The organism is Longimicrobium sp., assembly GCA_036387335.1.
Lineage (GTDB): Bacteria > Gemmatimonadota > Gemmatimonadetes > Longimicrobiales > Longimicrobiaceae > Longimicrobium.
In genome coordinates this window covers 1-22,026 of the sequence record DASVTZ010000245.1, presented here as the reverse complement: position 1 = coordinate 22,026, position 22,026 = coordinate 1, and the positions used below count along the sequence as shown (strand labels likewise).

The 22,026-nt window shown below is 71.3% G+C and carries 21 protein-coding genes; all 21 read left to right on the top strand.

Annotated features, from left to right (window positions below):
• Window positions 1-1,983: a TonB-dependent receptor plug domain-containing protein gene (locus VF647_24925; GenBank protein HEX8455346.1), complete on the top strand. Its 1,983-nt coding sequence runs from the start codon at window positions 1-3 to the stop codon at window positions 1,981-1,983.
• Window positions 1,984-2,226: 243 nt separating this feature from the next.
• Complete coding sequence (locus VF647_24920) at window positions 2,227-2,577, top strand: hypothetical protein (GenBank protein HEX8455345.1); 351 nt, start codon at window positions 2,227-2,229, stop codon at window positions 2,575-2,577.
• Window positions 2,578-2,609: 32 nt separating this feature from the next.
• Complete coding sequence (locus VF647_24915; protein ID HEX8455344.1) at window positions 2,610-3,119, top strand: hypothetical protein; 510 nt, start codon at window positions 2,610-2,612, stop codon at window positions 3,117-3,119.
• Between the two features lie 235 nt (window positions 3,120-3,354).
• Window positions 3,355-4,236, top strand: a complete 882-nt coding sequence (locus tag VF647_24910) for a YicC/YloC family endoribonuclease (protein ID HEX8455343.1) — start codon at window positions 3,355-3,357, stop codon at window positions 4,234-4,236.
• Window positions 4,233-4,892 carry a guanylate kinase gene (gmk, locus tag VF647_24905; GenBank protein HEX8455342.1) on the top strand — a complete coding sequence of 220 codons (660 nt, stop codon included), beginning with the start codon at window positions 4,233-4,235 and terminating at the stop codon, window positions 4,890-4,892. The genes VF647_24910 and gmk overlap by 4 nt, the downstream gene beginning before the upstream one ends.
• 61 nt (window positions 4,893-4,953) lie before the next feature.
• Window positions 4,954-5,199 (top strand): DNA-directed RNA polymerase subunit omega, encoded by a 246-nt coding sequence (gene rpoZ, locus VF647_24900; protein ID HEX8455341.1) that lies wholly within the window; start codon window positions 4,954-4,956, stop codon window positions 5,197-5,199.
• Window positions 5,200-5,203: 4 nt separating this feature from the next.
• Entirely contained in the window at window positions 5,204-6,445 is a 1,242-nt protein-coding gene (gene coaBC / locus VF647_24895) for a bifunctional phosphopantothenoylcysteine decarboxylase/phosphopantothenate--cysteine ligase CoaBC (GenBank protein ID HEX8455340.1), read from the top strand.
• Window positions 6,442-7,308, top strand: coding sequence for a uracil-DNA glycosylase (locus tag VF647_24890; GenBank protein ID HEX8455339.1), 867 nt, complete (start codon window positions 6,442-6,444; stop codon window positions 7,306-7,308). The genes coaBC and VF647_24890 overlap by 4 nt, the downstream gene beginning before the upstream one ends.
• A 62-nt stretch (window positions 7,309-7,370) precedes the next feature.
• Entirely contained in the window at window positions 7,371-11,441 is a 4,071-nt protein-coding gene (gene dnaB, locus VF647_24885) for a replicative DNA helicase (protein ID HEX8455338.1), read from the top strand.
• A 173-nt stretch (window positions 11,442-11,614) separates the two neighbouring features.
• Window positions 11,615-12,985 (top strand): DNA repair protein RadA, encoded by a 1,371-nt coding sequence (radA, locus tag VF647_24880; protein ID HEX8455337.1) that lies wholly within the window; start codon window positions 11,615-11,617, stop codon window positions 12,983-12,985.
• Window positions 12,963-13,676 (top strand): 2-C-methyl-D-erythritol 4-phosphate cytidylyltransferase, encoded by a 714-nt coding sequence (gene ispD, locus VF647_24875; GenBank protein ID HEX8455336.1) that lies wholly within the window; start codon window positions 12,963-12,965, stop codon window positions 13,674-13,676. Before radA ends, ispD begins: the two co-directional genes overlap by 23 nt.
• A gap of 76 nt (window positions 13,677-13,752) precedes the next feature.
• A complete protein-coding gene (locus VF647_24870) occupies window positions 13,753-14,256 on the top strand; it encodes a low molecular weight protein arginine phosphatase (protein HEX8455335.1) in 504 nt (167 codons plus the stop codon).
• Entirely contained in the window at window positions 14,253-15,080 is an 828-nt protein-coding gene (aroE, locus tag VF647_24865) for a shikimate dehydrogenase (protein HEX8455334.1), read from the top strand. Before VF647_24870 ends, aroE begins: the two co-directional genes overlap by 4 nt.
• A 352-nt stretch (window positions 15,081-15,432) precedes the next feature.
• Window positions 15,433-16,200 (top strand): ComF family protein, encoded by a 768-nt coding sequence (locus VF647_24860; GenBank protein HEX8455333.1) that lies wholly within the window; start codon window positions 15,433-15,435, stop codon window positions 16,198-16,200.
• A gap of 32 nt (window positions 16,201-16,232) precedes the next feature.
• On the top strand, window positions 16,233-17,240 hold the full coding sequence (gene gap / locus VF647_24855; protein ID HEX8455332.1) for a type I glyceraldehyde-3-phosphate dehydrogenase: 1,008 nt from the start codon (window positions 16,233-16,235) through the stop codon (window positions 17,238-17,240).
• A 124-nt stretch (window positions 17,241-17,364) separates the two neighbouring features.
• Window positions 17,365-18,585, top strand: a complete 1,221-nt coding sequence (locus VF647_24850; GenBank protein HEX8455331.1) for a phosphoglycerate kinase — start codon at window positions 17,365-17,367, stop codon at window positions 18,583-18,585.
• Complete coding sequence (gene tpiA / locus VF647_24845) at window positions 18,582-19,346, top strand: triose-phosphate isomerase (protein HEX8455330.1); 765 nt, start codon at window positions 18,582-18,584, stop codon at window positions 19,344-19,346. Before VF647_24850 ends, tpiA begins: the two co-directional genes overlap by 4 nt.
• A gap of 67 nt (window positions 19,347-19,413) precedes the next feature.
• Entirely contained in the window at window positions 19,414-19,896 is a 483-nt protein-coding gene (secG, locus tag VF647_24840; protein ID HEX8455329.1) for a preprotein translocase subunit SecG, read from the top strand.
• A 333-nt stretch (window positions 19,897-20,229) separates the two neighbouring features.
• Entirely contained in the window at window positions 20,230-20,913 is a 684-nt protein-coding gene (locus VF647_24835; protein HEX8455328.1) for a hypothetical protein, read from the top strand.
• Between the two features lie 117 nt (window positions 20,914-21,030).
• Entirely contained in the window at window positions 21,031-21,504 is a 474-nt protein-coding gene (locus VF647_24830) for a hypothetical protein (protein ID HEX8455327.1), read from the top strand.
• Between the two features lie 162 nt (window positions 21,505-21,666).
• The coding region (locus VF647_24825; protein ID HEX8455326.1) for a hypothetical protein at window positions 21,667-22,026 on the top strand (360 nt) is incomplete at its 3' end.

Below are 22,026 nucleotides of genomic sequence, written 5' to 3'. Positions count from 1 at the left end.
TTGACGCGCATCCTCCTCCCCCGCGCCCCGGTCCGGGCCGCCGCAACCTTCGCGGCGGCCCTCGGCGTGCTGCTCGCGTCTCCACTCGCCGCGCAGGTGCCGCGCGACACCGTTCCGCGCCCGGCACCGCGAGACACCGTGCGCCCCCCGCGCCGCGACACCATCCAGGTGACGGTGCCGCCCGAAGCGCTGCGCGCGGACACCCTGCCGGACCGCCCGCGCCCCGACAGCACCGCGCGCGACTCGGCGGCGGCGGACACGCTGACGCCCGCGCCCAACTTCCCCGAGTTCCCGGTCGCGGCCGGGACGCCGGGCTTCGGCGCGGCGGTGTGGGAGTTCACGCGCGAGGAGCTGGGCCACTACCACAGTCTCACGCTGCTGGAGCTGCTCGACCGCATCCCGGGAATCCTGATCACCCGCTCGGGCAACTTCGGGCGCCCGGCGGGAGTGTCTCTGCTGGGCGGCGGGGGCGGGCGCTTCCGCGTCTTCCTGGACGGCTGGGAGATGCGCGCGCTGAACGGCGCCTCCTTCGACCTGCAGCGCATCCCGCTGGTGGACGTCACCGCGCTGCGTGTGGAGCGGGACCTGAACGAGGTGCGGGTGGAGATCTCCACCTTCCGCCTCCCGGACGCGCGCGCCTTCGCGATGATTGAGGGCGCGGACGGCGACTTCAACTCGCGGATCCTGCGCGGCTACTTCTCGCGCCCGCTGGGGCGGCGATTCATGATGCAGGCGGGGCTCGACCTGTCGCAGAGCCAGGGCTTCCGCCGGCAGGACCCGTTCAGCATCAACACGCTGATGGGCCGCCTGAGCTACCAGTTCCGCCCCGACCTGGGCCTCCAGCTCGACTACCGCCGCTCCGCCATCGATACGGAGCAGGAGGTAGGGAGCGCCGTCTTCATGCAGGAGAGCCTCGACCGCAACGAGATCGTCCTGCGCGGGCGCGGGCGTTTCCTCAACCGCATCTGGGTGGATGCGGGGATCGGGCAGAGCCGCGAGTCGCCCGCCGCCGCCGACTCCGTCAACGCGGACGTCAGCTCCCTTCAGGGGTTCGGCCGCGCGACGATGGACATCGGCATCGGCAACGTCTCCGGCGCCTTCCGCCTGCACCGCGGCGACGAGGGCTCGTACGCGCCCGACGCCAGCGAGCTCTCCGCACGCGCCGTCCTGGCGCCGCTCTCCTGGCTCACCGCGCGCGGCGAGGTGCGCCTCCGCACACTTGGTGGCGAGGCGGGCACCGAGACGGACGCGATGGTGCGCGCCGGCCCCTTCGCCGGCGTCACGCTCTTTGGCCAGATCGGCGCCGGCGTGCGCGCCATCCCGTTCCTGGCCGACACCGCGCTCTCGCTCCGCACCTTTGGCGGGCTGGTGGGCCGCACCCCGCTCCAGGTGCCCGACACGGTCGGCATCATCCGCCTCCTCGAGCCGACGCTCGCCGGCCTCCGCGCGGGGGCCGAGATGTCGCGTGGTCCCTACCAGCTCGGCGCCGCCTTCGTCGCGCACGACGTGGAGTCGGTCGCGCCATACGGCCTAGCATTCGATCAGAACGCCGGCCTCGCGGATGGCGGCGCGGTGACGGCGCTGGAGGGGTACGCCTCCGCGCCCGTCTTCTCCGAGCACCTGCGCTTCGACGGCTGGTTCGTCCGCCGCCTGGACACGGTGACGCGCCGCTACCTGCCGACCTACTTCGGCCGGGGCGCGCTGGAGTTCCGCAACGTGTACCGCGACGGAAACCTGGAGCCGCTGTTCCGGATCGAGGCGATTGGCCGCGGCCGCAGCACCCTCCCCGGCGCCACCGAGGAGACGACGGTCCTCACCCCGCGCTACGCCGTCTTCAACCTCTTCGTGCAGATCCGCATCGTGGACGTGCGCGTCTTCTACCGCCTGGACAACGCCTTCAACGCCCCCGGCCTCGACATTCCCGGCACCCGCATCGCCGGCTCCCGCGCGCTGTACGGTGTGCGCTGGTTCTTCAGGAACTGACGACGATGGGCTCGAAGCGAAGAGGCGGAGCCGCGGACGAGAAAGTCCTCCGCGGCTCCGCCTCTCTCCGCTTGAGCCATTCACTTCACAGTTGTGTTCGCCAGATGACGTGTTGGGGCCGCGCTGCTAAGTGCGGCCCCTCATCGCATCTCGTAGCGTTTGACGGAGACACGTACGGTGGTACATATTACTCCGCAGTAATAAAGGGAGTGCGCGAGCGTGCAACTTCCGAAGAGTAGCCGTTTGGCGGAGGTCTTCCGCAGGTTGGCCGAAATACCTGATGCGGCCTCTGCGGAGGAGGTCCTGGCCCAGTTCGCCACCATCCTCAACCAGGTGGAGGATGAACTCACCTCCATTCCGTACGATCCGGAGAACTGGTTCGTGGACGGCCGCCTCTACCCGCCGCAACCCGACAGCGCGCGCCCGGCGGCCGGCCATCCGCTGGTGGTACGTTACCGCAGCCGAAAGCACAACACGTTCGTCGGTGCGAACGGATCGATGGAGGTGCAGGGGATCGACGGTTACGTACACTTCCAGAAGCCGGGCGCGGATGGCCGAAGTGTCTGGCAACTCGATCAGGGCGACGTCGTCTGAAACTGCTGTTGGCTTCTCCGAAGGAGGTTGCGATGAACGAGGTTGAACGACTCAGAAATCGGCTCCAGGAACGGTTCCCGACCGCCGCTCTGGCGATGGATCCCGCCGCGACCCCATCCGGCAGTTGGTGGCTCGACGTCGAGCTTCAAGGGCACCACGTGACCATCGAATGGCGGCCAAAGGAGGGGTTCGGCGTTTCCACCCCGTCTGGTGACGATTTCGACTCCCACGCTGACGAGATCTACACGAGCGAGTCTGCCACTCTAAAACGAGTAACGGAGCTGCTCCGCGGGCGTTTGAGGACGGTTCCCCCGATGGAGCTTACGCTGCCCAAGCTGCGGGAGATGCGCGAACTCTCCCAGGTCGAACTCGCCGGCCGCCTCCAGGTAAGCCAGGGAGCGCTGTCCCGCATGGAGCGGCGGGGCGACATGCTGATCGGGTCCCTGCGCAGCGCGATCGCCGCAATGGGCGGAGAACTGGAGGTACGCGCGTCGTTTCCGGAGGGCGACGTCGTGCGGATCAAGTTCGACGACGGCGCGTAGACTTCGCGAACCAACAGCGGGCTCACATAGAGCCACAGAGCCACTCAGGAAAACAGCTAAAGGTTGTCCTCTGTGGCTTGCGGTTCCCTCTGTGCCCTCTGTGTGAGGCTGTTGCTGTTGTTCTCTCTGCGTCTCCGCGCCTCCGCGTGAGACATGCAGTTCCGCCGTTCGCCGCATCTGTGGGGTTGCTCCCGCACCGCATTCCGGGTAACTTCCGCCGTCTATGATTCGAAGCATGACGGGGTACGGGGAGGCCGAGCGGGAGACCGCGGCGGGTACCCTTCGGGTGGAGGTGCGGACGGTAAACCACCGTCATCTCAACGTGAACTTCCGCCTTCCGAACGCCCTCGCGCGGTGGGAAGGGGAGCTTCGCGAGTGGCTGCGCGCCCACTTCGCGCGCGGCCACGTCAACTGCTCCGTGCGCCTGGAGCCCCCCGCCGGAAGCCCCGCCGCGCGCGGCCTGCGCATCGACGAGGAGCGGGTGCAGGCGTACCTCGCCCTCTTCCGCGACATGGGCACCCGGATGGGCGTGCCGGGCGAGCCGGACCTGGCGCTGATCACCCGCTTCAACGACGTCATCGTCCGCGACGAGGGCGAGGCGGATCAGCTGGAGGTGACGCCCGAGGAGCTGCGCGCGGCGCTGGACGAGGCCGCGCGCCAGAACCTGGGGATGCGCGAGGACGAGGGGCGCCGCCTGCACGACGACCTGGAAGGACGGCTCCGCGCCATCGACGCGGCGCTGCGGGTGGTAGAGGAGCGGGCGCCCGCGCGGCTGGTGGCGGAACGGGACCGCCTGCGGACGGCCATCGCGGAGCTGGCCGGCGGCGTCGCGGTGGATCCGGACCGGCTGGCGCAGGAAGTGGCGTACCTGGCCGAGCGCTGGGACGTCAACGAGGAGCTGGTGCGCTTCCGCTCGCACAACGAGCTCTTTCGCGAGCTGCTGGCGGCCGAAGCGGCAGAGCCGGTGGGGAAGCGCCTCTCCTTCCTGGTCCAGGAGATGAACCGCGAGGCGAACACGATCGGCTCCAAGGCCAACGACGCGGCGATCTCGCACCGCGTGGTGGCCATCAAGGAAGAGATCGAGCGCCTCCGCGAACAGGTGGAGAACGTCGAGTGACGGACGGGCTGGCGGGACGCACCTTTCCGCTGGTCCTGGCCGCCCCCTCCGGCGCCGGCAAGACGACCATCGCGCGGGCGCTGCGCGAGCGGCGGCGCGACGTGGTCTTCTCCGTCTCGGCCACCACGCGCCCCCCGCGGCCCGGCGAGCGCGACGGCGTGGACTACCACTTCGTGGACCACGCCGAGTTCCGCCGGATGATCGACGCGGGCGAGCTGATCGAGTGGGCCGAGGTGCACGGCAACCTGTACGGCACCCCGCTCCGCAACGTGGCCGAGGCCGTCGCCAGGCGCGAGTACCTCCTCCTGGACATCGACGTCCAGGGCGCGCGGCAGATCCGCCGCAAGCTCCCGGAAGCGGTGTTCGTCTTCGTGCTGCCGCCGTCGGGGCAGGCGCTCGTGGAGCGGCTGGCGGGGCGGGGAAGCGAGGACGCGGAGGTTCGCCTCCGCCGGCTGGCCAACGCGCGCGACGAGATCCGCGAGGCCGCGCACTTCGACTTCGCGGTGGTCAACGACGACCTGGCCCGCGCGGTCGACGAAGTGGAGCGCATCCTGCTCGCGGAAACGCGGCGGGTGAGCCGCATTCCGGCCCTGCAGGCGGAGATCGCGCGGATGTGCGGCGACATCGAAGGGTACCTGGGCGCCGCTCGGGGGTAGCAACGTCCACACCGGACGCCGGGGCAGGTCCCCGGCGCCGTTCAGAAGCAAGGAGAGAGCAATGCGAGTCGTCACTCCGGGCCAGGCCGCCCGCCACACCGGCAGCAAGTACCTCGGCGTCCTGGTCGCCGCCAAGATGGCGCGCAACCTCAACGAGCTGCGCCGCGGCGAGATGATGGAAGACCCCACCGTGAGCGGCGGCAACGACGAGCCGCGCGAGAAGCTCACCACCACCGCCCTGGAAGAGGTGGCGGACGGCCGGGCCGAGTTCCACCTGTCGAAGCGCCTGCGCCCCTCGGGCCAGTAAGCACGTGGCCGCGCCGCGCGCACCGCGGCGCCCGTTCCGCGGGCGCCGCGTCGTCCTGGGGGTCACCGGGGGGATCGCGGCGTACAAGGCCATCGCCGTGGCGCGCGAGCTTACGCTGGCGGGCGCCGCGGTGGACGTGGTCCTCACCGGGGGCGCGCTGGAGTTCGTGCGCCCCCTTTCTTTTGAGGCGCTCACGGGCCGTCCCGTCCACACCTCGCTCTACCCGCAGGGCGACCCCAACCTCCACATCCGCCTGGCCCGCGACGCGCACGCCGTCGTGGTCGCCCCGGCCACGGCCAACTTCCTGGCGCGCGCCGCGGCAGGCATGGCCGACGACCTCCTCGCCGCCGTCCTTCTCGCGACGGAGGCGCCGGTCGTCCTCTGCCCGGCGATGAACGACCGGATGTACGCCCACCCCGCCACGCAGGGGAACCTGCGCCGCCTGGCGGAGTTCGGCTACCGGCTGGCCGGCCCCGCCGTCGGCCCGCTGGCGTGGGGCGAGGGCGAGGGTCCGGGCCGCATGATCGAGCCGGACGAGATCGTCGCGCACGCGGGCCGCGCGCTGGAGGGCTCGGGCTCGCTCGCGGGTCGGCGCGTGGTGGTGACCGCCGGCGGCACGCGCGAGCCGATCGACCCCGTGCGCTACATCGGCAACCGCTCGTCGGGGCGGATGGGCTACGAGCTCGCCGCCGCCGCCTGGCGCCGCGGCGCCGACGTCTTCCTCGTCTCCGGCCCCTCGCCGCTCCCGGTCCCGGCCGGCGTGGAGCTGCGCCGCATCGAGACGGCGGAGGAGATGCGCACCGCAGTCGAGGCCGCGCTCCCCGACGCCGACGCGCTGGTGATGGCGGCGGCCGTCGCGGACTTCCGCCCCGCCGATCCCGCCGCGCAGAAGCTGAAAAAGGAAGCGTCCGGAGTCCCCGAGTTGCGTCTGGAAGCGACCGCCGACGTGCTGCGCGCCACCCGTTACGCGCGACGCGCCGGGAGCGTCGTCGTCGGCTTCGCGCTGGAGACGGCGGACGCGGTGGAAAACGGGCGCCGCAAGCTGCTGGGGAAGGCGCTCGACCTGCTGGTGGTGAACGATGCTACCGAGCCCGGCGCCGGCTTCGAGGTCGACACCAACCGCGTCGTCCTGCTCAGCCCCGACGCGCCGGACGAAGCGCTCCCGCTGATGCCCAAGTCCGAGGTCGCCGACCACATCCTCGACCGGGTGGAGGGCCTCCTCGCGCGCGCCGCGGTGCCCGCGTGAGCGCCGACGCAAAGGATCTCCTCCGGAGCTACCTCCGCCAGCGCCGCGACCTCGGCGACACGGAGCTGGTGCTGGACGGCCACACCACGGGCGACGTACGCGCCGCGCTGTCGCATGCGGAGCGCTCCCCGGCGCCCGCCGCCCGCACCGCGCCGCCGCCTCCCGGGCCCAATCCGGGCGAAGCGCCCGAGCGCCCGCTGCACCGCCGCGCCGGCGCCCCCGTGCCGGGAAGCACGCCGATGCCGCAGTCGCCCGACTCGCCGGCGCGCGGGATCGGCGCGGACGCCATCCGCATCCTCCCCACGCTGGACGCGGTGCGCGACGTGTCGCTCGGCTGCCCGCGCTGCCGCCTCGCCGAGACGCGCCGCCACGTCGTCTTCGGCGAGGGGGCGCACGACGCCGACATCCTGGTGGTGGGCGAGGCGCCCGGCGAGGAGGAGGACCGTACCGGGCGGCCCTTCGTGGGCAGGGCGGGGAAGCTGCTGGACCTCCTGCTGGCCACCGTCGGCTTCGAGCGCGAGCGGGTCTACATCTGCAACGTGCTCAAGTGCCGTCCGCCGGGGAACCGCAACCCGCAGCCGGACGAGGTGGAGGCGTGCAGCCCGTACCTTCTGCGCCAGGTGGAGCTGGTGAAGCCGCGCGTCATCGTCGCCTTCGGAGCGTTCGCATCGCAGACGCTGCTGGGCACCGACATCACCATCGGCAAGCTGCGCGGGCGCGACCACCGCTACCGGCCCGCCCCGGAGCACGAGGGGATTCCCCTGGTGCCCACCTACCATCCCGCCGCGCTCCTCCGCAACCCGGGGTGGGTGCGCGCGGTGTGGGACGACCTCCAGCGCGTCCGCTCCGTTCTGGACGCCTGAGCCAGCATTCGAGCCGCCACACCGGCGGATTTCCATAGCATTACCCGCAGCAAGCAGGACGCATGTCGATCCCTTCGCCCGTCGCGCGCTTCACCGCGCCGCCGCCCGAGATCTTCTCTGAGCGGACCCCTCCGTACTCCCCCGAGGCCGAGCTGGCCGTGCTCGGGGGGATGATGATGGACGCCGACGCCCTCTCGAAAGCCATCGAGGTCGTCGACGACACCATGTTCCACCGCGAGGGGAACCGCCGCATCTTCCGCGCGATGGTCCGCATCTTCGAGCGCGGCGACGTCATCGACTTCGTCACCCTCCCCGAAGAGCTGCGCACCACCGGCGACCTGGACTCCGCCGGCGGCCTCACCTTCCTGTCGACGCTGGTGGACGCGGTCCCGACCGCGGCCAACATCGAGTACCACGCCAAGATCGTCCGCGAGAAGGCGCTCCTGCGGCGGCTGATCGAGGCGGCCACGGGGATCATCCAGGACACCTACGCCGGCCAGTCGGACGTCGAGGACCTGCTGGACGACGCCGAGCAGCGGATCTTCCAGATCGCGCAGACGCACGACCGCAAGGGCTTCGTCTGGATCAAGGAGATCCTCTGGCCGACCTTTGAAAAGATCGAGCAGCTCCAGAACAACTCCTCCTCAGTCACAGGCGTCGCCACCGGCTTCAACGACCTCGACGAGATCACCGCCGGCTTCCAGCCCGGCGACCTGATCATCGTGGCGGCGCGTCCCTCGATGGGTAAGTGCCTGGCCCACGACGCGGAGATCCTCCTGGAAAACGGGAGCGTCACCACCATCGAGGAGATCTACCGCGCACGCTCCGCGCGGCTGCTGACGCTGGACGAGCGCTGGAAGTTCGCCATCACGGAGCCGAGCGCGTTCGTGGACGACGGCGAAAAGCCCGTCTTCCGCGTCACCACGCGCCTGGGCCGCACCGTCGAGACGACGCTCACGCACCCCTTCCTGACCATCGATGGATGGAAGCCGCTCTCCGAAGTCGGCATCGGTGACCACGTCGCCGTGCCGCGCCGGCTGGAGGTGTTCGGCGGCGAAGAGATGCGCGAGTGCGAGGTCAAGCTCCTCGCCTACCTGATCGGCGACGGCAACCTGACCGGCACCAACCCGCGCTTCACCAACGCCGACACCCGCCTCCGCGACGAGTTCTCCGCCGCCGTCGCCGAGTTCAGTGGCGTCATCGCGACGGAAGATGGGCGGGCGACGCGGACCACGACCCTGCGCGTGCGCCGCGATCCCGCCTACGCCTCCGCCGAAAGTTGGGCTACTGAGGTTCCGAGGAGGACGCCCACCATCGATGGCTCGTGGGGAATCGGTAAGACTTCTTACGTGGCGTCGCTCCTCGCGTCCAATGGGGTGCAAGCGTTGGTGCTTGACGGGCGTAACGCGCTCACGGCGTGGCTGGATGGGCTCGGCCTGATGGGGAAGAACGCGGCCGGGAAGTTCGTCCCCGCGCCAGTGTTCACGCTCGTGCGCCCGCAAGTCGCGCTCTTCCTCAACCGCCTCTTTGCGACGGACGGCTGGGCGACGGTGCTCGCCTCGGGGCAGGCGCAGCTCGGCTACGAGACGGTCAGCGAGCGCCTTGCGCGCCAGCTTCAGCACCTGCTCCTGCGCTTCCGCGTGATCGCGCAGTTGCGGCGCCGCGAGGTGAAGTACCGCGACGGCCGCCGCACGGCGTGGCAGCTCGACATCACGGACGCGGAGTCGATCCGCACCTTTGCGCGCGAGATCGGCATCTTCGGCAAGGAAGAGGCGCTCGGCCGCGCCGTGGCCGCAGTGGGAGCGAAGCGCTACCAGACGAACCGGGACCTGATCCCGCGGGGCGTATGGGCGCGCATCGAAGCGGCCAAGGGTGAGGAGTCGTGGGCCTCGCTCGCGCGCCGCGCCGGGATCGAGGGATGGACCAACGTGCACGCAGGCAAACGCTCGCTCTCGCGCCGTCGCCTGCGCGCCTTCGCGGACGCGCTCGACGACACCGAGTTGCGCGCACTTGCGGACAGCGACGTGTACTGGGACGAGGTTGTCTCCGTTGAGCCGCTCGGGATGCGCCAGGTCTACGACCTCACCATCCCGGCCACGCACAACTTCGTCGCCAACGACGTTTGCGTGCACAACACGGCGTTCACGCTCAACATCGCCCAGCACGCGGCCATCTCCGCGAAGGCGCCTGTCGCCTTCTTCTCGCTCGAAATGAGCAAGGAGTCGCTCGTGCAGCGCGTGCTGTGCGCCGAAGCGCGCGTGGATGCCAGCCGGCTGCGCCGCGGACGGCTGATGGACGACGAGTACGCCCGCCTCGCCACCGCCGCCGGCTACCTGAACACCGCGCCAATCTACATCGACGACACGGCCGGCATCTCGGTGCTGGAGATGCGCGCCAAAGCCCGCCGCCTCAAGTCCGACCGCCCGGACCTGGCGATGATCATCGTCGACTACCTACAGCTCATGGTGGGCAAGGGGAAGACGGAGAACCGCCAGCAAGAAGTCTCCGAGATCTCCCGCGGCCTCAAGGCGCTCGCCAAGGAGCTGGACGTGCCCGTGGTGGCGCTTTCGCAGCTCAGCCGCGCCGTGGAGTCGCGTCCGGACAAGCGCCCGATGATGTCCGACCTCCGCGAGTGCGTGCCGGGCGAGACGCTGGTGGTGCTGAGCGACGGGCGCCGCGTTCCCATCCGCGAGCTGGTCGGCACCACGCCGCGGGTGGTCGCGGTCTCGGAACAGGGCGAGCTGGTGCATGCGCAGGCGGACCTCGTCTGGTCCGTGGGGCGCAAGCCGGTGCTGCGGGTGCGGCTGGCCAGCGGGCGCACCCTGCGCTGCACGGCGCAGCACCGCGTGCTCGGCGGCGCCGGGTGGGTGCACGCGGGCGAGCTCGCGCCGGGCGATCGCGTCGCGCTGGCGCGGCGGCTTCCCGAGCCGCTGGAGCCGGAGACGTGGAGCGAGGCGCGGCTGGCGCTGCTTGGACATCTGGTGGGCGACGGCAGCTACCTGTCCGGGCAGCCGCTCCGCTACACCACGGCGTCCGAAGAGAACAGCCGGATGGTCACGGAAGCCGCGGAGGCGGAGTTCGGAGTCGTGGTCAACCGCCACGCGGGACGCGGCAACTGGCACCAGCTCGTCATCAGCGGGAACGGCAACCGCTGGCATCCGGCGGGGGTCAACCTGTGGCTTCGCGAGCTGGGGATCTTTGGCCAGCGCTCGCACCAGAAGCGGCTCCCGGCTGGCGTATTCCGGCTGCGAGACGAGCAGATCGCGATTCTCCTGCGACACCTGTGGGCGACGGACGGCGCCATCTACGCGCGTCCGGCGGAGATGCGCGGATCGTCGTCCGTGTACTTCTCCACGTGCAGCCCCGGCCTCGCGGGCGACGTGGCGGCGCTCCTTCTGCGCCTGGGGATCATGGCGCGCATTCGCGAGGTGCCGCACGCCACCGCGCGCCCGGTCTTCGCCGTGGCGGTTTCCGGCGCGGCCGATCAGCGCCGCTTCCTCGATGTGGTCGGCGGCTTTGGACCTCGCGCGGAGCCGGCGGCGCGGCTGGCCGAGCAGCTCGCGGACGTGGAGCCGAACACCAACGTCGACACGCTGCCCCATGAGGTGTTCGGGCGCGTGAAGGCGGCGATGGCGGAGCAGGGGATCTCGCAGCGCGCCATGGCCGCCGCGCGGGGCACCAGCTACGGCGGCACGGCGCACTTCGACTTCGCACCCTCGCGCGCGGTGGTCGCCGAGTACGCCGAGCTGCTGGACGACGATGCGCTGCGCACCCAGGCCGCGAACGACCTCTTCTGGGACCGCGTGGTCGAAGTCGCGCCGGATGGCGAGGAAGAGGTGTTCGACCTCACGGTCCCGGGACCCGCCAACTGGCTGGCGGACGGGATCGTCAGCCACAACTCGGGAGCAATCGAGCAGGACGCGGACGTCATCATGTTCCTGTACCGCCCCGAGTACTACTTCGGGCCGACGGACAAGGAAGGGAACTCGCTGGAAGGGCTCGCCGAGCTGATCATCGGCAAGCAGCGTAACGGCGCGACGGGGAAGATCAACCTGATGTTCCGCAAGGAGTTCACGCGCTTCGAGAGCTTCAGCCCGCGCGACGGCGGGAGCAGCTTCTCCCCGGGCGAGTGACGGGAAGCTCTCTCTGCGTCTCCGCGCCTCCGCGTGAGACCAGCCGTTAGGAAGCTGGAACGAACACCACCGTTTGGCCGGTGGCGAAGTTGTGGCGGCGGGCCGGAAAGCCCGCACCCGCGGGGGCGAGCGGGGTATTATTCAGACGAGGCCCCAGCGGAGACACGGGAGCGATGGCGAGGACGAAGACCGCGTTTTTCTGCCGCGACTGCGGCACGGAGACAGCCAGGTGGCAGGGGCAGTGCCCCGGCTGCCGCGAGTGGAACACCCTGGTGGAGGAGCCCACCGCGCCCAAGCGCTCGCGCGGTGCGGGGGCGGGCGAGGCGCGCGTCGCGAGCGGGGCCGCGCCTGTGCGCCTGCGCGACGTGGAAGGAACGGAACGGCGCCGCTGGACCACCGGCCTCGCGGAGTTCGACTTCGTGCTGGGCGGCGGGATCGTGCCGGGCTCGGTGATCCTCATCGGCGGCGAGCCGGGGATCGGCAAGTCGACCATCCTCCTGCAGGTCGCGGCCCGGCTGGAGGGTGGACAGCACAGGCCGCTCTACGTCTCCGGCGAGGAGTCCGCGCACCAGGTGAAGCTGCGCGCGGACCGCATGGACACGCCCGCCGGTTCCGTCACGCTGCTGGCCGAAACGGAGCTGGATACGATTCTCCTGCGCGCCGCCGAAGCCGCGCCCGACGTGCTCCTGGTGGACTCGATCCAGACCGTCTACACGCCGGAGCTGGAGGGGGCGCCCGGAAACGTGGGTCAGGTGCGCGAGTGCGCCGCGCGGCTCCAGCGCTACGCCAAGCAGACCGGGACGGCGGTGTTCCTCGTGGGCCACGTCACCAAGGGCGGCGGGATCGCGGGGCCAAAGACGCTGGAGCACATCGTGGACACGGTGCTCTACTTCGAAAGCGCGGGCGGGCTGGACAACCGCGTGCTGCGCGCCACGAAGAACCGCTTCGGCGGGGTGGACGAGATCGGCGTCTTCCGGATGACGGCGGAGGGGCTCGTCCCCGTCGGCAACCCGTCCGAGCTCTTCCTGGGCGAACGGACGCAGGGCACCTCCGGCTCCGCCGTCGTCGCCACCATGGAAGGGACGCGCCCGCTCCTGGTGGAGGTGCAGGCGCTGGCCGCAAAGGCGTCGTACGGGGCGCCGCAGCGCGTGAGCACAGGCTTGGACCACAAGCGGCTGGCGCTCCTGCTGGCCGTGATGGAGAAGCGCGCGGGGATCCCGTTCGGGCAGCTCGACGTCTTCCTGAACGTGGTCGGCGGGTTGCGGCTGGCGGAGACGGCGGGGGACGTAGCGGTGGCGGTCGCGCTCGCGTCCAGCGTCTTCGACCGGCCCGTGCCGGCGGACGCGGTGTTCATCGGAGAGCTTGGGCTGGGGGGCGAGCTTCGCCCCGTCGGGCAGATGGAGCGGCGGCTGGCCGAGGCGGCGCGCATGGGCTTCAAGACCGCGTATCTCTCGCCGCGCGCGAAGCCGCGGCAGACGCCCGCGGGGATTCGCATCGTGGAAACCGAGGACGTGAAGGCCCTTGTCGAGCGCATCTTCGGCTGACGCGCCCCGCGCCGCGGCGGTGATCGTTGCGGCGGGCTCGGGACGGCGCATGGGCGGCGACGTCCGCAAGCAGTACCTGGAGGTCGCCGGAGCTCCCGTCCTTCTGCGCGCCGTGATGCCGTTCGTCGACCATCCCCGCATCGGCCGCGTCGTGGTCGTGCTGCCGCCTGAGGATGTGGACGCGCCGCCGAGCTGGCTCGGCGCGCTGCCGGTGGTGATCGTGGCGGGGGGCGCCGAGCGTGGCGATTCGGTGTGGAACGGGCTCCTCGCCACACCGGAAGACGCGCCCGCGGTGCTGGTGCACGACGGTGCGCGCCCGTTCGTCTCCGCCGCGATCATCGATCGCGTGCTCGGTGCCTGCTCCGAAGGCGGCGCGATCGCGGCGGTCCAGGTGACGGACACGGTCAAGGAAGTCGGGCCGGACGGCATCATCCGCGGCACTCCTGATCGCGCGCGTCTCTGGAGGGCGCAGACGCCGCAGGGCTTCCCGCGCGCCGCCCTGATGCGCGCCTACGAGAGCGCCCGCGCCAAGGGCATCGCCGCCACCGACGACGCAGCTATTTTCGAGCGGTACGGGGGGGGCGTCCGCGTGGTGGCGGGCTCGGAGCGCAACATCAAGGTCACCCGACCGACCGATCTGCGAGTGGCGGAGGCGCTTGCCCTTGCTCCGGACGCTGAAGCGGGTGAATGATGAAATATGTCGCCGTCACGCCTCCGGCCGCGCCGCAACTTCGCGGGTGAGCCGCGCGCCTCAACCCCGTCGCACCATGACCGATCCGGCCGGCGATGCGCCGACCACCGCCACGTTCAACATCCTCTTCGTCTGCACCGGCAACACCTGCCGCTCGGCGATGGCGGAGGGGATCGCCCGGCGCGAGCTGGAGGAGCGCGGGTGGCGCCACGTGCGCGTCGCCTCGGCGGGGATCTCCGCGCGCGATGGGGACAGCGCCGCCGGGAATGCCGTCGCGGTGGCACAGAGGCACGGGGTGGATCTGGGCGTGCACCGCACCCGCGCGCTGTCGCCCAGCCTGCTGGAGCGCGCGGACCTGGTGCTGACGATGAGCCCAGGGCACCTGGACGCGGTGCGCCACTTCGGCGCGGGTGATAAGGCGGCGCTCCTCTCCTCCTTCGCCGCCGGAGACGATCCTCACGCGCGGGGTGTGCGCGACCCGTTCGGCGGACCCGTGCAGGCGTACGAGAACACCTACGCGGAGCTGCGGCGGCTGATCGGCGGGGCGCTCGACCGGCTGGCGCCGATCCTCCACCCGTGAGCTTCGTCCCCAGCGCGTCCACGCGGCTCTTTGCGTTGCTGGGAGACCCGGTTTCGCACTCGCTCTCGCCCGCTTTCCAGAACGCCGCCCTGCGCGCCGCCGGGCTGGACGGAGTGTACGTCGCCCTCCGTTGCGCATCTTGCGAGGTGGAGGGGCTGATCCGTGGGATCGCGCGCGCGGGCGGCGGAGGCAACGTCACCGTGCCGCACAAGGAGGCCGCTGCCGCCGCCGTCGACCGCCGCACCGCAACGGTGGAACGCACGGGCGCGTGCAACACCTTTTGGCTGGAAGACGGCGAGGTGTGGGGCGACAACACGGACGTTGCCGGCGCCCGCGCTGCCATCCGCGCCGTCGCAGGGGACGAGGCGCTCGAATCCGTCCTCGTGGTCGGTGCGGGGGGTGCGGCGCGGGCGGTGCTCTGTGCGCTGGAGGGCTCCGCGCGGCAGGTCACGCTCCTGAACCGCCGCCTTGACCGCGCGCTCGAGCTCGCCGCGCGCTTCACCTCCAAGTCGCTGCAGATCGAGGTCCTTCCGCTGGACGCCGACCTGTCAGACCGAACCTTCGACCTGGCGATCAACTCCACCTCGCTCGGCCTGCGGCCCGCCGACCCCCTCCCGACCACCGGCGGTGCGCGATTCGCCGCCGCGCTGGACATCGTGTATTCGCCCAGCGGCACGCCCTGGGTGCACCACCTGCGCGCCCACGGCATCCCCGCCGCCGACGGCAAGGAGATGCTCCTGCAGCAGGGCGCCGCCGCCTTTCGCCGCTGGTGGCGCGCCGAGCCGCCGATCGAGGCCATGCGCGCGGCGCTGGAAGCGGGCTGACGGTTTTGCGCGGTGGGGCAGCGGGTGGGTCTGGGGTCAGACGCGGAGGTTGGAGCAGGGCAGGGCACGGGCAGCCACCTGGGGCGGCCCCTACGAGGTCGGTGTGCGGGGCGGAGGTCGGGGTGCGGCAGGGGAGGGCAGACACGCAGGTCTGCCCCTACGGGATTGGTGTGACCAGGCGGGCATCGGAGCGGCGGCGGCACGGGCGCGATGAATCGCGGCCCTACGAGATCTGTGCAGCGGGGAGGGTGTTCTCCCCCTCACCCGCCCTGCGCCCCCGCAGGCGGGGGAGGGGGCCGGGGGGGAGGGGGCCCTCTCCCGCGCTCCCACTCAGCCTTCCCGCAACATCAACATGCCATTCCCAACCCTTCTCCGCGACGCATGGGCCGGAGCCCTGGATCTGGTGTTCGCGCCGGTGTGCGTGGGGTGCCGCGAGGCGGTGCCGACGGCGGATTCGCAGAGGATCGTGTGCCGGCTCTGCTGGATGAAGTGCAGACCGCTTCCCGTGCCGCGCTGCGCTCGGTGCTGGAGCCCCGTGGACCCGCACCGCGAGCCGTCGCCCGTGTGCCGCACCTGCGACGCGTGGCCGGCGGGGGTGCGCGCCATCCGCTCGCCGTTCGCCATGGGCGAGGTCCCGCGCGCTCTGGTGCACGCGCTCAAGTACGGCGGCTGGTCGGCGGCGGCGGAGCCGATGGCGGCCAAGATGGCCGCGATGGAGTGGCCGCGCGAGACGATGGACGAGGCGCGGATCGTGGTGCCCGTGCCCACCAGCGCGGCGCGCACACGGGAGCGCGGGTACAACCAGGCCGCGCTGCTGGCGCGCGGATTCGCGGCGCGCACGGGGCGCGTGACACGCGAGGACTTGCTCCTGCGGGTGCGGGCCACGGCCACCCAAACGGCCTTGCATCCGGGGGAGCGGCGGGCTAACGTAGCGCGCGCTTTCGCCGTGCCGGCCAGCCGGGCGGCGGAGCTGCGCGGCGAGCACGTCATCCTGGTGGACGACGTGTGGACCACGGGAGCCACCGCGCTGAGCTGCGTGGAGGCGCTCGTGGAAGCCGGCACCCGAGCGGTGAGCGTGGCCACTTTCGCCCGCGTCGTTCCCGAGCTGGAGCGAAGCTGACGCGCCGCCCCAACGTACCCGAGAGAGAGGCCATGGCAATTCGCGTCGCCATCAACGGATTCGGCCGCATCGGCCGCAACGTCCTTCGTGCCGCCAAGCAGGCCGGCGCCACCGACATCGACTTCGTGGCCGTCAACGACCTGACGGACACCGCAACGCTCGCGCACCTCCTGAAGTACGACTCCGTCCACGGCCGTTACCCCGGCACGGTGGAGGCCCGTGAGAACTCGCTCCTGGTGGACGGCGACGAACTGCGCGTCTTCGCCGAGAAGGACCCCGCCGCGCTCCCCTGGGGCGACCTGGGGGTGGACATCGTGATCGAGTCGACCGGCCGCTTCACCAACCGCGACGACGCGGCGAAGCACATCCAGGGCGGCGCCAAGAAGGTGATCATCTCCGCCCCGGCCAAGGGCGAGGACATCACCATCGTGCTGGGGGTGAACGGCGACAAGTACGACCCCGCCAACCACCACGTCGTCTCCAACGCCTCGTGCACCACCAACTGCCTGGTGCCGGTGGTCAAGGTGCTGCGCGACTCGTTCGGCTTCAAGCGCGGGGTGATGACGACGATCCACTCGTACACCAACGACCAGAACATCCTGGACCTGCCGCACAAGGATCTGCGCCGGGCCCGCGCCGCCGCCGTCTCCATGATCCCCACCACCACCGGCGCCGCCAAGGCGACCGCGCTGGTGATCCCCGAGGTGAAGGGGAAGATCGACGGCTTCGCGATCCGCGTCCCCACGCCCAACGTGTCGCTGGTGGACCTCACCTGCGAGCTGGAGCAGGAAGTGGACGCCGCGGCCGTGAACGACGCGCTGCGCGCCGCGTCGCAGGGCCCCATGAAGGGGATCCTGGGCTTCGAGGAGTCGGAGCTGGTGTCGGTGGACTACATCGGCAACCCGCACTCCTCCATCGTCGATGCGCCCTCCACCAGCGTAACGGCCGGGCTGGTGAAGGTGGTGGCGTGGTACGACAACGAGTGGGGCTACTCGAACCGCTGCGTGGATCTGGCGCGGTTCATGGGGGAGCGGCTGTAGGGTTCGGCTCGGTCCGCATCGGTGAAAAGGGTGCGTGAGTGCGTGAGTGCGTAAGTGCGCGGGCAGCCGCGGTCACCCAGCGCACTCACGCACTGACGCACTCACGCACTTCATCACGGGAAGCATGAACAAGAAAACCATCGCCGACCTGCGCGCCGACGAGATCCAGGGGCGCCGCGTGGTCGTTCGCGTCGATTACAACGTGCCGCTCGACGACGCGGGGCAGATCACGGACGACTCGCGCATCCGTGCCACCCTGCCGACGCTCGACGCGCTCCTGCAGCAGGGAGCCAAGGTGGTGCTGCTGGCGCACTTCGGGCGGCCCAAGGGGAAGCCGGTGCCGGAGATGTCGCTGCGCCCCGCGGGCGAGCGGCTGGCAGAGCTGCTGGAGGGGCGCACCGTCCGGTTCGTGCCGGACACGGTGGGGCGCGAGGCGCACGGCGCCGTCTCCATGCTCCTCCCCGGCGAGGCCGTGCTCCTGGAGAACACCCGCTTCTTTGCCGGCGAGGAGAAGAACGACCCCGCGCTGGCCGAGGAGCTGGCGGCGCTGGGCGACGTGTACGTCAACGATGCCTTCGGGGCCGCGCACCGCGCGCACGCCTCCACCGCCGGCATCGCGGACGTGATGCGGGCGCATGGCAAGCCGGCGGTGGCGGGGCTCCTGATGGCCCGCGAGCTGGAGTACCTCGGGCGCGTGCTGGAACACCCGGAGCGCCCCTTCGTGGCCATCATCGGCGGCTCCAAGATCTCCGGGAAGATCGACGTCATCCGCTCGCTGCTTCCCAAGGTGGACCACCTGGTGATCGGCGGGGCGATGGCGAATACCTTCTTCCGCGCGATGGGGCTCGGCACCGGCACCTCGCTGGTGGAGGAGGATCGCGTGGATCTCGCCCGGGAGCTGATCGCGGAGGCCGGGGAGAAGCTCCTCCTGCCGACGGACTGCGTGGTGACGGACCGGCTGGAGGAGGGGGCCGACGCCGCCACCGTCTCGCGCGAGGCGATCCCGGCCGACCGCATGGTGGCCGACGTCGGCCCGGCGACGATGGAAGCGTACGGCCGCGTGATCCGCGCCGCGAAGACGGTGCTCTGGAACGGGCCGATGGGAGTCTTTGAGATCCCCGCCTTCGCCGAGGGGACACGCGGCGTCGCGCTGGCCGTGGCCGACGCCACCGATGGCGGCGCCACCACGGTGGTCGGCGGCGGCGACTCGGCGGCGGCGGTGTCGGGGATGGGGCTGGAGTCGCGCATCTCGCACGTCTCCACCGGCGGCGGCGCTTCGCTCGAGTTCCTGGAGGGGCGCGTCCTTCCCGGGGTGGCCGCCCTCTCGCCGCGCGGGGCACGGTGACGGCGCCGCGCACGCCGGTGCTGGCCGGCAACTGGAAGATGAACCTCGGCCCCGCGGCGGCGGCCGGCTTCTTCGACGATTTCCTCGCGCGGCACGCCCCGCGCGAGGACGCCACGGTGCTCTTCTTCCCCCCCGCCATCTCGTTCACCGCCGCGCGTGAGGCGCTCCGGGGGCGGCCGGACGTGCGGCTGGGGGTGCAGAACGTCTACTGGGAGGAGGGCGGCGCCTTCACCGGCGAGCTTTCGGTGCCGATGGCCGCGGAGGCCGGCGCGGAGTACGTGCTTATCGGCCACAGCGAGCGCCGCCACGTCTTCGGCGAGACGGTGACGCAGACGGTGCGCAAGGTGCGCGCGGTGCTCGACGGCGGCCTCATCCCCCTCCTTTGCGTGGGCGAGACGCTGGACGAGCGCCGCTCCGGCCGCGCCGAGGCGGTGGTAGACGGACAGCTCGTGCCCGTCCTCGCCACGCTCACCCGGGAAGAGACGGCGCGGCTGGTGGTCGCCTACGAGCCGGTGTGGGCCATCGGCACCGGCGAGACGGCCAGCCCCGCCGACGCGGACTCGATGCACCGCGCGGTGAGGGCGCGCCTCGCCGCGGCGTGCGGGCCGGAGGGCGCGCGCGCGATCCCCATCCTCTACGGCGGCAGCGTGAAGCCTGAGAACGCGGCGGAGCTGCTGGCCCAGCCGGAGGTGGACGGAGTGCTGGTGGGCGGGGCGTCGCTGGACCCCGCCGGCTTCGCGGCGATCTGCGCGGCGGGTTGACAACCGCGCCTGCGTGGCTAACTTACACCGTTTACCACCAGCCACGTCACCCCTTCCTGAGCTCTCCGTGTTCACGTTCCTGTTGATCCTTCTGATCCTAGATTCGTTCGTCTTGATCCCCACGGTGCTGCTCCAGTCGGGGAAGGGCGGCGGGCTCGCTTCGATGGGCGGCGGCGCCGGCGGCTCCGACACGCTCTTCGGCGGGCGGCAGGCAGCCACGCTCCTCACCAAGATGACGTGGTGGACGGGCGGGCTCTTCGTGGGCCTGGCGTTCGCGCTGGCGATCCTCTCGTCGCGTCCGGAGCGGGGCGGCTCGGTGCTGCGCCGCGAGCTGCAGGGCACGGCCCCGGCGGCCCCCGCCTCCGCGCCCGCCACGCTCCCCGGCGCGCGCCCGGCGACCCCCGCACCGGCCACCGGCGCGCAGGCCCCGTCCACCACGGGCCCCGCGGGCGGCACCCCGGCCCCGGCCGCCGGCCTCCCCGCCCCGGCCACCCCGGCGACGGGCACTCCGGCGCCCGCGGGCACCACGGCCCCCGCGCCCAAGCAGTAAGCCGTCTATACTCCAGACCGCACCCGCGGGCCGGCCTCTCAGCGAGGCCGGCCCGCTTTTCTTTTCCTCCAGTCATCCCAAATGAATCTCACACAGAGACACAGAGGCACAGAGAGAAACCTCTTTGCCTTTCCTCTGTGTCTCTGTGTCTCTGTGTCTCTGTGTGAGCCATGCAGTTGCAGTTCCTCAGCGTCTCCGCGCCTCCGCGTGAGCCCCGCAGTTTCGCCAATCGACCCCCGGCTTGAGCACAGCGGGGAATGGAACTTGCTTTCGCTCGCCGCTCGAAGACCCGGCAATGCACCGCACACATGGAACGCCCGGAGGAAGCGCAAAGTGGCCCTGAATCGCAATACGACGCGCGCCCTGCAGCGGCAGATCGACCTGACCACGGCCGTCTGCCAGGAGCGGCTGCTCGCGACGCATGTCCGCCACGTGCTCGCCCTCGTCGACCTCGTGTCGCCGGACGTCCAGTTCGACTCCGCGCTCGACATCTACGCCCGCATCCTGCGCCTTTCGCCCGAGCAGGCCCGCAACGTGGGGAGCCGCGCGCTCGCCTCGCTGGGGCACCGGGGCGGCCTCCACGACGCGGAAGACCCCAGCGTGGAGCTGATGGAGGACGACGCGGCCGACCGCGAGGACGCGCGCGCCGCCGAGGCCGCGGGCGCGTCGGGGGGGCGCTTCGACGCCATCTTCGGCCGCGTGCGCCGCCGCATCCGCGGGCGCGTGCACGACAAGCTGCGCGACCGGATCAACCTGGCCACCGCCCGCGCCGAAGACTCGCTCTTCAACACGCACGTGGAGAACGCCCTGATCTTCGCCCGCGCGCTCTCGGACGAGGTGCCGCTCCACGAGTCGGTGGACCTGTACCTGGAGATCATGGCCGTTCCCGAGGGCTACTCGGACGTGGTGTTCAACCGCGCCCTGCGCACGGTGGCCGACGACACGCTTCCCCCGCTCGCGCCCGCGCGGTCCGTGGGGCAGCAGCCGCCCGTGGAGCCGCCGCTGGCGACTGCGTAGGTGGGCGGACGGCGGGGGCATGGGGCCCCCGCGACGTGGACGGTGTGGGACGGGGGGCACCGAACCTGCATGGGGCCGGGGCCGAGTCACGGGGGGCGCAAAAGGGGAGGGGACGGGGTGAGCTGGAGCGCAACCATCTGGGCGGGATTCGTGGCGAGCGTCCTGGCGGCGTGCGTCTTCTGGCTGTTCCGCACGTTCAACCTCACCCTGTTCAGCCCGACCAACCAGATCGGCTGCCTCTTCAACGAGGAGCCGAAGCTGCCGGTCACGGAAACGGTGGGGCTCGTGCTGTACCTGGGGCTCGGGATGACGGTGGTGGCCGCGGTGTACGCCGCCCTCATCCGCCTGCTGGGGGGCTCCGGGTGGGACGCGGGTGTGGTGGTGGGGGCGGTGCACGGCGCGCTGACGGTGGCCGCGCTCCCGCTGCTGGGCAGGGCCAGCCGGTGCGTGCGCAAGGGACGCATTCCGCACCCCGGCACGCTGGGCCTGAAGTGGGGAGCCTCGACGCCGGCGGTGGTCGTTTTGGGCCACATGGTGTACGGGGGCGTCCTGGGAGCGGTGCTGGCGGGCTTCGCGACGGTGAACCCCTAGCCGAAGGAGGTGCCGGAGCTCTCGCGGATACCGATCGGTGCAGGGTGGTGGAGGGGCGCGCGCACGGTGCGCGCGGGTGTGGAAGTGTGAGGGTGTGTGGAAGGGCTCCCCGCGGGCGTCTGCCCCGGAAGGAGTTCGGTAACCTGGTTAGGAGAGGATGCGATGAAACGATTAGTAACGTCCGCGCTGGCGGCTGCGGCCCTGGCGGCGGGCACCGTGGGTGACGTACAGGCGCAGGACACGATGATGGGACGGCGCGCCAGCCAGTTCGACCTGGGGATCTACGGCGGCGGCGCGTACACGACCGACTGGTTCACCACCCCGGAGCAGGGCGACGAGGAAGAGGGCTGGACCCCGGGCTTCTCCAGCATCTTCGGCGGCCTGGCGAACTTCTGGTTCACCCCGTCGCTGGGGCTGCGCCTTCACGGCGCGTACATGCCGCAGAAGCTGCCGCAGGCGGAGGGCTTCGAGTCCGACGCGCTGGTGACGAACAGCTACCTGTACGACCTGAACCTGGTCTTC